6 protein-coding genes and 1 pseudogene are annotated in these 8373 nt (G+C 70.0%); 4 read left to right on the forward strand and 3 right to left on the reverse strand.

The genetic code is table 11. The features are described 5' to 3' along the window. Positions 1-23 precede the first annotated feature (23 nt). The gene (locus tag ACWDKQ_RS01305; RefSeq protein WP_450136760.1) at positions 24-1253 is read left to right on the forward strand and encodes a GGDEF domain-containing protein; all 1230 of its coding nucleotides are present in this window, start codon (positions 24-26) and stop codon (positions 1251-1253) included. A 65-nt stretch (positions 1254-1318) separates the two neighbouring features. Here the strand turns inward: ACWDKQ_RS01305 and ACWDKQ_RS01310 are convergent, their stop codons facing one another. Next, on the reverse strand, positions 1319-2497 hold the full coding sequence (locus ACWDKQ_RS01310) for an AI-2E family transporter (RefSeq protein ID WP_450136761.1): 1179 nt from the start codon (positions 2495-2497) through the stop codon (positions 1319-1321). Positions 2498-2696: 199 nt separating this feature from the next. Between ACWDKQ_RS01310 and ACWDKQ_RS01315 the strand changes: the two genes are divergently transcribed. Then, complete coding sequence (locus ACWDKQ_RS01315; protein WP_450136762.1) at positions 2697-3536, forward strand: hypothetical protein; 840 nt, start codon at positions 2697-2699, stop codon at positions 3534-3536. Between the two features lie 181 nt (positions 3537-3717). Further along, positions 3718-5091 carry a hypothetical protein gene (locus tag ACWDKQ_RS01320; protein ID WP_450136763.1) on the forward strand — a complete coding sequence of 458 codons (1374 nt, stop codon included), beginning with the start codon at positions 3718-3720 and terminating at the stop codon, positions 5089-5091. 191 nt (positions 5092-5282) lie between these two features. Here ACWDKQ_RS01320 and ACWDKQ_RS01325 read toward each other — a convergent pair whose 3' ends face one another. Then, positions 5283-6593, reverse strand: coding sequence for a glycosyltransferase 87 family protein (locus tag ACWDKQ_RS01325; RefSeq protein ID WP_450136764.1), 1311 nt, complete (start codon positions 6591-6593; stop codon positions 5283-5285). A gap of 292 nt (positions 6594-6885) precedes the next feature. Here ACWDKQ_RS01325 and ACWDKQ_RS01330 point away from each other — a divergent pair, with 292 nt between their 5' ends. Further along, complete coding sequence (locus ACWDKQ_RS01330; protein WP_450136765.1) at positions 6886-7737, forward strand: diguanylate cyclase domain-containing protein; 852 nt, start codon at positions 6886-6888, stop codon at positions 7735-7737. Positions 7738-8115: 378 nt separating this feature from the next. Here ACWDKQ_RS01330 and ACWDKQ_RS01335 read toward each other — a convergent pair. Then, positions 8116-8373, reverse strand: a pseudogene (locus ACWDKQ_RS01335) (inositol-3-phosphate synthase); the annotation flags it as partial.

The following is an 8373-nucleotide window of genomic DNA, read 5'->3' on the forward strand; positions in this document are numbered from 1 at the left end:
GTGCTGCGGCTTAACGGGCCCCTATGACAGGCTCGTTGCTGGAGGTGATCGTCTTGGCGGGCGGATGGCTGCTGTGGCGCCTGCGGCCGGCGGCCATCGCCTACGTGCTCGCAGTGCAGGCCGTCGCCCTGGCGCTGGTGGTGCTGGTCTTCGTGACGAGCCGGTCGCCGCTGTCCAACGAGCTGCTGACCTTCGCGATGCTGGCGGCCACCACCGGGACGGTCATCGTGATCACCTCGGTGTCAATCAACGTGCGGCGGCAGATCCGGCGCAACCCCTGGACGCTGCACATCGCCTACCTGGCCGCCGGAATCCTCACGCTGCCGCCGAACCTGCTGGTGCTACTGCTGCTCGGGCCGACCCTGCACGGCGTGCTCGACGGCCGCCCGGAGCTGCACCGCTGGCTGTTCACCACGGCCGCGACCACGATCGCCACGCTGTCCGCGCGGTTGCTCATCGGCTGGTCGCAACCCCATTGGAGCCCGGTGCTGTTCGTGCTGGCAGGGGCCGTGCTGCTGCTGGTGCGGGCCCTTCTGGTCGCGGTGGGCATCCGGCTGCGCAACCCCGGGGCGGCGCGGGCGGACGTGCTGGGCGAACCGATCGACGTGCTGCTCGGCATCGTCGCCGCGAGCCTGGGCGGGCTGCTGGCGGTGGCGGTGAGCATCGAGCCGGGCAGTGCGCTGCTGGCCGGGCCGCCGCTGGTGCTGCTTGACCTCGCCAGCCAGCTGCCGCAGTGGCGGCGGTCGGCGCAGCGGGACGCCAAGACGGGCCTGGCCAACGCGGCGCACTGGGAGCTGTTAGCGCGCAACGAACTCCACCGAGCACAGGCCCGCGCCCAACCCGTGTCGCTGCTGTTGCTGGACCTCGACCACTTCAAGCGGGTCAACGACGAGATCGGGCACCTGGCGGGCGACACCGTGCTGGCTGCCGTCGCGATGATGCTGCGCAGCAGCGTGCGGCGCGAAGACGCGGTCGGCCGCTTCGGCGGCGAGGAGTTCGTGGTGCTGCTGCCGGGCAAGGACACCGACGTCGCGTGCGACGTGGCGGACCGGATCAGGGCCTCGACCGCGGCGCTGTCCGTGCCGACCCGCGACACCCGGGGCCACCACCGGGAGCTCAACGACCTCACGGTCAGCATCGGCGTGGCCACCACTTCCCGCTTCGGCTACGACCTCACGGATCTCCTGGTGGCCGCCGACGCGGCCCTCCTGGCGGCCAAGTCAGCTGGCCGGAACGCGGTCACCCTCGCCTAATCCCCACCCTTCGATCCGGTTTTGGGTGGGACCGCCGATAGCCGGTCGAAGGCGCCCGCCGCCCGTCAGACCTCCGAGTTGGGGGTCGAGCCGGCCGGGGTTTTCTCGTCCGGAGTTTCCTCCGACGGGGGTTCGGCTTCGGCGCGGCCGGCAGGTTCCGGCGGTTCGGCCGGTTCCTCCTCGACCAGCGAGCGGATCGCCGAGTTCAGCACCGCGACCAACGGCACCGCGAGCAGCGCGCCGATGATGCCCGAGACCACCATCCCGATGCTGATCGCCAGCACCACGCCCAGCGCGTGGATCTGCACCGCCCGCCCCAGGATCAGCGGCTGCAGCACGTTGCCCTCGATCTGCTGGACCGCGAGCACGATGCCGACCACGATCAGCGCGACGATCCATCCCTTGGTCACCAGCGCCACCAGCACCGCGACCGCGCCGGAGGCCACCGCGCCGACGATCGGCACGAAGCCGCCGAGGAACACCAGCGCTGCCAGCGGAATCGCCAGCGGCACGCCGAGGATCATCAGCCCCGTCCCGATGCCGAGCGCGTCGACCACCGCGACGAGCGCGGTCGCCCGCACGAATCCCACCAGCGAGGCGAAGCCCCGGCAGCCGGCGACGTCGACCCGGTGCCGCACGTGCTTCGGCGCCAGCTTCGTCACGAACAGCCACACGCCGCGGCCGTCGTGCAGGAAGTAGATCAGCGTGAACAGCGCCAGCACCAACCCGGTCAGGAAGTTGCCGAAGGTGCCCGCCGTGGACAGCGCGCCGCTGGTCAACGCCGCCTGGTTGGCCGCCAACCACTCCTGGGCCTGCGTCAGGTAGTGGCCGATCTGGTCCTCGTTGATGTGCAGCGGGCCCTGCGCCAGCGAGTTCTTGAGCTGGTTGAGGCTCGCGACGACTTGGCGCTGCAGGTCCGGGAAGCCCTCGATGAACGCGTTGATGACGAACGTGAGGACGCCGCCGACGACCGCGAGCCCGCCGATCAAGACCATCGCGGTGGCCACCGCGCGCGGCATGCCGTGCCTGGCCAGCCAGGACACGATCGGCGCCAGCAGCGCTGACAGCAGCAGCGCGATGGCGACCGGGATCACGACCACGTAGATCTGGCCGATGACCAGCCCCACCACGTACAAGGCGCCGAGGACCACCAGCAGCCGCCAGCTCAGCGCCGCCGAGACTCGTAGCACGCGGGGGATCGACGCCGCGGCATCGTCTCGCGTGGTGATCTTGAAGTCGTTCACCCTGTCACCGTAGCGCCGACCGCGGAATCCATGGGCGCAACGACCACTGGGCGCTACAAGACTCGATCTTCAGTAACACGATGTAGCGAAGGTATCGCTTTCCGCTTACGGAAGTGACGGATGTTTTGAAAGAGTGCGCGGCGGCGAGGAGGAGCTCCAACGGGGAGTCGCCCGAAGCCGAGGAGGTTCTGGCACCGAGATGTCCCGCCGCGACCGCAGGACAGCAGCCGCCCGACGGTGGCGGCTGCTCACCCGTGCGCTGGTCGTGACGGGCGCGACGGTCGCCGGAACCTCCGCGGCTTGGCTCATCGGCTTCGGGCTCCACGCGGACGCCGCGGACCTCCCGTCGCCCGCGCCCGCTGACCAATCGGTGTCGCGACCGGTCGAGCCGCCGGAGTCGACAGTGGACGGTTCGGCCGTCGGTCGGTCCGACCCGGCGGAGTTCTCGCTGGCCCGCCTGGACCCGGTCGCACTGGTCCGGTCCGATCCGGCCGGACGGCTGCTCGACGCGGCGCGGCCGGTGACCGGCGTGCTGCAGGAGTCCGCGGCAGCGGCCGGGCACGTAGCCGACGACGCGCTGTCGACCACCGGAACCCAAGCCGTCGCCGTGTCCACGTCCATCGACAATGGACTGAACGGCCTCGCCGGCCCGCTGCTGCCCTGGGAAACCGGCCAGCAGCCGGCCTACTCGCCGCCCGCGCTGGCACCAGCCGCCGCACCCGTCGTCCCGCTGCCGACGCAGCTGGTCGAGCACCGGCACTCGGTCGAGCAACCCGAGTCGGTCGTCCAACGGCGGGCGCCGGAACCCGACGAGACCTCCGGAAACCACGACTGGTCAAGGCCTTTCGCCCTGCCAGCGCCCCCCGGCGCGCCCAGCTGCGGCGGAACCGGCGACGGGCCACAGCACAACAACGCGCCAGTCGGCTGCTACCCGGCAGAGCCGGATCGCGCCCCCACTCTGGCCGGGGCACCGGCCCGCGCCATCGCCGGCACGCTGATCACCGTGTCCGAACCGCAGCCGGGCACCACCCCCGACTAGATCCCCCGCGCGGCGTGCCGACGACCGATCTCGTTGCCGGCGAAAGAAAATCCGCCGCGCGCCACCCGATCGCAGTTCCCGAAGGCCCACCGTCACTCGATGATCAAGTTCCGATGACGGTGTGGCGCCCACAGTTAATTTTCCTCCCCCGACCGGGGAAGCCTTGTGAAGGAGAAAGTCCATGCAGACTTGGGCGAAGCGCGGCGTGCAGGCAGCGCTGGTCACCGGTGGAATGCTGGCCGTCGGCACGGGAGTCGCGTCCGCCGCCGGTACCTGCCCGGAGCGTCCGGCCCCGCCGCTGGGGGAATCGGCGCTGCCCCCCGTGCTCGACGAGTTCGGAGACGATGAGGTGCCTGCCGATCGGTGCTTCGCGGGCGAGATGTTCCCCAAGAACTCCGGCACGCGGTACAACGCCCCGCTGGTGGAATCGCGGACCAGCCACTCGGTCACCGCGCTGACGGGCACCCTGGACCCGGTGCGCGATCTGCTGCCGGCCGTCGAGAACGAGCTGACCCGGGAGATGCCGGCGCTGCGCGACCTGCACTGGCACGCCCCGTCGCAGAGCACCCCGCTGCACCTGGCGGGCTGGGTCGCCGACCCGGCCGACGCCCGTCCGCTGGACACCGTGCCGGGCTTGTCGCCGTTGGACGGGGTCCGCCCGGTCACCCCCGCCGAGGGCTTCCACCGCTCGCTGAGCTGGGCCGGTCCCATCGGTGAGGTGATCCAAGGAGGTGCCAACACCGTCGACGAGGGCGCATTTCGAACGGGTGCGCTCCTGGAAGTCCCTGCAGACCTCGCGATCCCGCACGACGACCTGGTCTACTTCGACGGCTTCACCTCTCCGGCGGGCGGCATCGTCGAGCTCTGGGAGGACGCGCTCGCGCATGGCCCGGGCGGCCTGGTGAACCCGGGGCAGGTGGACCTCACCTCCGCGGAACTGCCTGGGCTGCGTAGCGACCTGCACACCGTGCCGGGCGAGATCTTGGCCGGCGCGCTGTCCGCGGTCGCCGCCGAGCCGACGCCGCGTGCGGACCTGATGCCGCTGGAGGTGCCGGGAGAGCACCAGATGAAGGCCACCGAGGTTCCCGACCTCGCCAGCCTCCCCCTGCTCAGTGTGTCCAAGACGCCGGGCACCGTGGAGCGCAGCGCGTCCCCTGGCGTGACGGCGCCGCTGCCGGTGGTGGGCGACCTCAACGCGGTCGGCGGCGGCCAGACCTCGGTGCCGCAGGTCAGCCGGATCACCTCCGCGCTGGACGGCACGGCGCCGCGCACCGCGCACCGCGGGTTCACCGAAGCGCCGCTTCAGTCGAACGTCGCGGTCAAGGTGGTGGACGAGCTGGCCGCGGCGGTGCCGCCGGAGCAGGCCGTCACCCAGAACCCGTTCGGGCAGATGCCCGCGCCGCGGACCGGTGGCGTGGCGCTGCCGGTGCTCGGCGGCGGTGTCCCGGACATCACGGCCGTGCAGGGCGAGACGTTGCCGACGCCGGGCTTGAACCCGCAGGGCGCGCTGCGCACCCTGGAGAACGCGGACACGGTGGTCTTCAACCGCATCTGACCCCAAGACCGAAAACCGGGGCGAGCGCCAAGCTCGCCCCGGTTTTTTCACGCCCATGGCCCGAACGAAGGCGCCAGCCCAAAACGCGTGAGCGCTTTTCAGGTGCCGCACAAACCCGAGAAGCACTCACGGATCTGTTCTTCTCGCCTTTGAAGCACCGCCACGCACAACGAGCCTGGAAACGGCCGTTGTTACGGGACCGGGGCGGTAAGCGGGGCTTCGGGGGCCGGGTCGTCGTTGACGGGCTTGATCGGCGTTCGGCGGGAGCGCCACCAGCGCACCGCGTTGTAGAGCAGGAACGCCAGTCCGAAGTAGACGTAGGAGTTGCCGATCAGCTGCTCGAAGAAGTTCCAGCGCAGCTCCAGACCGTGGCCCTGGGGCATCTTCCAGTGCGGGCCCATCATGAAAAACCCGGCCGTCAACGTGGTCGCCAGGCCCAGCGCCCAGTCGCGCTGGGCCTGCGCCGCGCCGATCAGCAGCACCAACCCCGGGATCGCCCAAACCCAGTGGTGCGACCAGGAGATCGGCGACACCAGCAGCCCTAGGATGCCGTTGATCGTCACCGCCATCGGCAGGTCCCGCTGCCGGATCGCGTGCACCATCCCCAGCACCGCGAGCACCAGCACGATCGCCGCGAGCAGGGCGAAGACTATGGTCAGGCTCGGCGTCGACATCTTGCTCAGCAACGACCGCAGCGACTGGTTGCCCGCGTACGTCGACGCGTCGCCGGTGAACTTCGGGCCGAACGACACGTTGCTGCTGGCCAGCATCTCGTGCAGCCAGAACCGGCGGGCGTTGTCGAAGGTCAGCGCGAACCCCAGCAGCACGGTGCCCAGGAAGGTCAGCAGCGAGGCCACGATCGTGCGGACGTCCCGGCGCAGCAGCGGCAGCAGCAGGAACACCAGCGGCGTGAGCTTGATGCCCGCGGCCAGGCCGATCAGCAGGCCGCGCGGGTACGGCAGCTTCTTCGCGCCGTCCGTCCGCCACAGGAGGTCCACCGCGACCAGCGCCATCAGCACGATGTTTACCTGGGCGTAGGTGATCGTCTCCAGAACCGGTTCGCTGATCGTCGCCAGCGGCAGCACCGCGGCCGTCACCAGCAGCACCTTCTCCCGGTGCGCGCGCAGGAAAGTCGAGGCGCTGAGCACGACGTACAGCGTGACGATGAGCGCGGCGTGGCTGACCAGCATGATCACCGCGGTAGAGGCGGCCTTCGGGATCAGCGCCAGCGGCGCGAACACGATCGCCGCGAACGGCGGGTAGATGAACGGCAGCAGCAGCCCGGACTCGGTGGCCGGGAGGTTGTTGTAGAGATCGCGTCCGCGGAGCAGCGCTTGCGCGCCGAGCCGGTAGACCTCACCGTCGATGTGGTCGTGCGTGTTGACGGTGGAGACCACCATCACCGCGATCAGCTCCGCGACTGCGATCACGACCAGCAGTGATCGGTGGTCGCGCAACCGCTCCTGCAGCGGCATTCGACCCGCGGTCCCATGCACGGGCATGCACCATCCTCTCGCCTGCGGCACCTCGACCAGCGTAGATATTCGATCGGGTGAAGTGGGTGCCGCAGGGCGATTTTGAGTCCCGGGCCACCGGGCGATGTTTCACCTGCCCGATTCATCAAGCCCCGGCCCCGAGGTGATCTGGGGGGAACGCACCGCGAACAACTGACTCACCGTTATGTGCGGAGCGTGAATACCACCAATACGGGTAGTCGCCGAGACCTTGAATTTCGCCCTGCCCGAAGGGGAGGCTCAGACGGACTGCTCCGTTCGGTGGGGAGGAGGGGGCCGAATGAGTGTCCTCGAAGTGGCTGCACCCGGTCAGTGGGCGCCAGTCTGGGACGAACTCATCAGTGGGCTCACGGTCGGCGTGCTCCTGACCGACGAACGCGGCCAGGTGCTGGCCACCAACGACGTCGCTGCCGAACTGATGCAGCTGGCGAAGTCCGATCTGCTCACCGGCACCCGGCCCGTCGGCTGGCAGGTGCGCGACGACACCGGAGCACCGATGCCGGACTGGGCAGAGCTGGCCGGTCAGGTGCTGCGGGCCGGCTCGCCGCTGTCCATCCCGATGGTGATCGCCCGCAGCGGCCAACCGCGCAGCCGCATCTGGGCGGATTACCACGCTGTGCGGGTGCAGGGTCGCAGCCGGGTGCTGATGCTGCTGCAGCCGGTGCACACCGACGTCTCGCACAGCCGGGGCCTGCTCGACCCGCTGACCGGGCTGCCGGGCCGCGTGCTCCTGCTGGACCGGCTCGAGCAGTCGCTGGTCCGCGCCCGCAGTCGCGGCACGCTGTCCACGCTGGTGCTGATCGACGTGCAGCGGCTGGCGGCATTCAACGCCGAGCACGGCTTCGATCGCGGCGACGACCTGCTGACCACGCTGTCCGGCCGGCTCCGGGAGGGGCTCAGCGACGAGCACACCGTCGCCCGCTACGGCGGCGACGAGTTCGCGGTGGTCGCGGAGCACCCGAACGGCACCGGCGAGGAGATCGCCGAGCAGGCGCGGGAAGTTGCGGGCTGGCCGGTGCGCATTGGCCGCAAGCGCGTTCGCCCCGGGTTGCGGGTGTCGTGGGTGACCACCGACGGCCAGGCCACGGTGCATTCGGTCCTGGCGCGGGCCGAGCAGCAGCTCCAACACTGAAGAAGGAGGCAGCGCGTGGGGCGGGAGCACACCTCGTACAGGAAAAGCGGGCACCTGCGCCGAAGCGGGTGCCCTTTCTTCGCCCGGATTCCGGGCTCGTTTTGCTTGGCGGTGCGGGTGGCGCAATCTCAGAGGCCTGCTCGACTCCGGGATCCCCGACACACGTAACCAACGTCGCGTCGGGGCTGTCCTGGCGAGAAGGCCTCTGAGAACCCGCGGCGGTGCCACTTGCGAAGGGTGGGCAAAGCGGCTTCACCGCTTGCGACAACTCCGGCGAACACCTCGTCACCTGTCGCGGTGCGCGCACCGTGCGAGTTTTGCGAATTGCCGCTCGTGCGGTTCGGGGTTGCCGATCGTGCGGCAACCCCGAACAGCCGATCAGCGCTCCAGCTTGCCGGCGATGAAGTCTTCGACCGCTTGGTAGGCGGCGGCGTCGGAATACTGCTCCGGCGGCGACTTCATGAAGTACGACGACGCCGACAGGATCGGTCCGCCGATGCCCCGGTCCTTGGCAATCTTGGCGGCCCGGATGGCGTCGATGATGATCCCCGCCGAGTTCGGCGAGTCCCACACCTCCAGCTTGTACTCCAGGTTCAGCGGCACGTCGCCGAACGCGCGGCCCTCCAGCCGGATGTA

It is taken from the genome of Saccharopolyspora sp. NPDC000995, assembly GCF_053599315.1.

Coding starts and splice junctions, on each gene's coding strand:
- ACWDKQ_RS01305 (WP_450136760.1), top strand. CDS start 24: ATGACAGGCTCGTTGCTGGAGGTGATCGTCTTGGCGGGCGGATGGCTG.
- ACWDKQ_RS01315 (WP_450136762.1), top strand. CDS start 2,697: ATGTCCCGCCGCGACCGCAGGACAGCAGCCGCCCGACGGTGGCGGCTG.
- ACWDKQ_RS01320 (WP_450136763.1), top strand. CDS start 3,718: ATGCAGACTTGGGCGAAGCGCGGCGTGCAGGCAGCGCTGGTCACCGGT.
- ACWDKQ_RS01325 (WP_450136764.1), bottom strand. CDS start 6,593: ATGCCCGTGCATGGGACCGCGGGTCGAATGCCGCTGCAGGAGCGGTTG.
- ACWDKQ_RS01330 (WP_450136765.1), top strand. CDS start 6,886: ATGAGTGTCCTCGAAGTGGCTGCACCCGGTCAGTGGGCGCCAGTCTGG.